Here is a 1,213-nt window from a genome sequence, read left to right on the forward strand (position 1 = left end):
GTCTTCGGTGAAGGTGGGATCAGAGCCGTTGGCCGAAAGCGTGGGCGCTTCGTTGACCGGGGTGATAGTCACCGTGGTCTGGTTGCTGCCGCTGCTGTCTTCGGTGCCGTCGTTGAAAGTCCAGTCAAGCGTCACGCTCGCGGGCGGGTCATCAGCGCCGTTGCTGTAGCTGATCTGTTGCAGGATGGTGTCGACATCGGCGGAGGTCGGGGTTTCGCCGTTGGCGTGGGTGAAGGTGATGGTCAGGGTGCCCGTGCTGACGCCGAAGGTGGCGATGGTCTGGCCGTTTTTGACCAGGTTGCCACTGCTGAGGCTGATGCCGTTGTCATCACTAAAATCGAAGTCGTCACTGGCATCAGCGCCGCCATTGCGGGCGATGGTCAGGCTGGCGCCGTGGTAGTCGCCGTCGCCGCTGTTGAGGGCATCCAGTTCAGCATCGCTGACCTGTACATTGGCGTCCAGTACCGCCGCGCTGCCGCCTTCGGTGAAGGTCGGTGTGCCATCGAGGCCGGTGAAGCTGGGGGCGGTATTTTCCTGGTTCTCAAAAAACAGCAGATTGCCATAGTATTCGCCGACCAGGGCATCGAGATCGCCATCGCCGTCGAGGTCGGCGAAGGTCGGGGCGGAATTGGAGCCCACGTTGGTCAGGCCGAAGGCGCTGGCGTCCTGGGCGCTGGCGAAGGCCGCGGAGCTGGCGCTGCCGGTGTTCTCGAAGTAGTTCACGATGCCATCGCCTGCGCCGACCAGGGCATCGAGATCGCCGTCGCCGTCGAGGTCGGCGAAGGTGGGGTTGGCATAGATGCCCACGTCGGTCAGGCCGAAGGTGCTGGCGTTCTGGGCGCTGGCGAAGGCGGCGGCGCTGGCGCTGCCGGTGTTCTCAAAGTAGTTCAGGATGCCATCGAATTCGCCGACCAGGGCATCGAGATCGCCGTCGCCGTCGAGGTCGGCGAAGGTCGGGGCGGACTGGGAGCCCACCTTGGTCAGGCCGAAGGGGTTGGTGACCGCAGCGGCGAAGGCGGCGGAGCTGGCGCTGCCGGTGTTCTCGAAGTAGTTCAGGGCGCCATCGCCGTCGCCGACCAGGGCATCGAGATCGCCATCGCCGTCGAGATCGGCCAAGGTCGGGGCGGAAAAGGTGCCCACGTCGGTCAGGCCGAAGGCGCTGGCGTCCTGGGCGCTGGCGAAGGCGGCGGAGCTGGCGCTGCCGGTGTTCTCG

Annotated in this window: 1 protein-coding gene; it reads right to left on the bottom strand. The window is 65.5% G+C overall.

The features are described 5' to 3' along the window. Nucleotides 1-1,116: FG-GAP-like repeat-containing protein (locus VBE63_RS29775; protein ID WP_323686577.1), on the bottom strand; the 1,116-nt coding region annotated here is incomplete at its 3' end. Nucleotides 1,117-1,213: the final 97 nt, after the last annotated feature.

The sequence above is a fragment of the Lamprobacter sp. genome (genome assembly GCF_034860625.1).
Taxonomy (GTDB): Bacteria; Pseudomonadota; Gammaproteobacteria; order Chromatiales; family Chromatiaceae; genus Lamprobacter.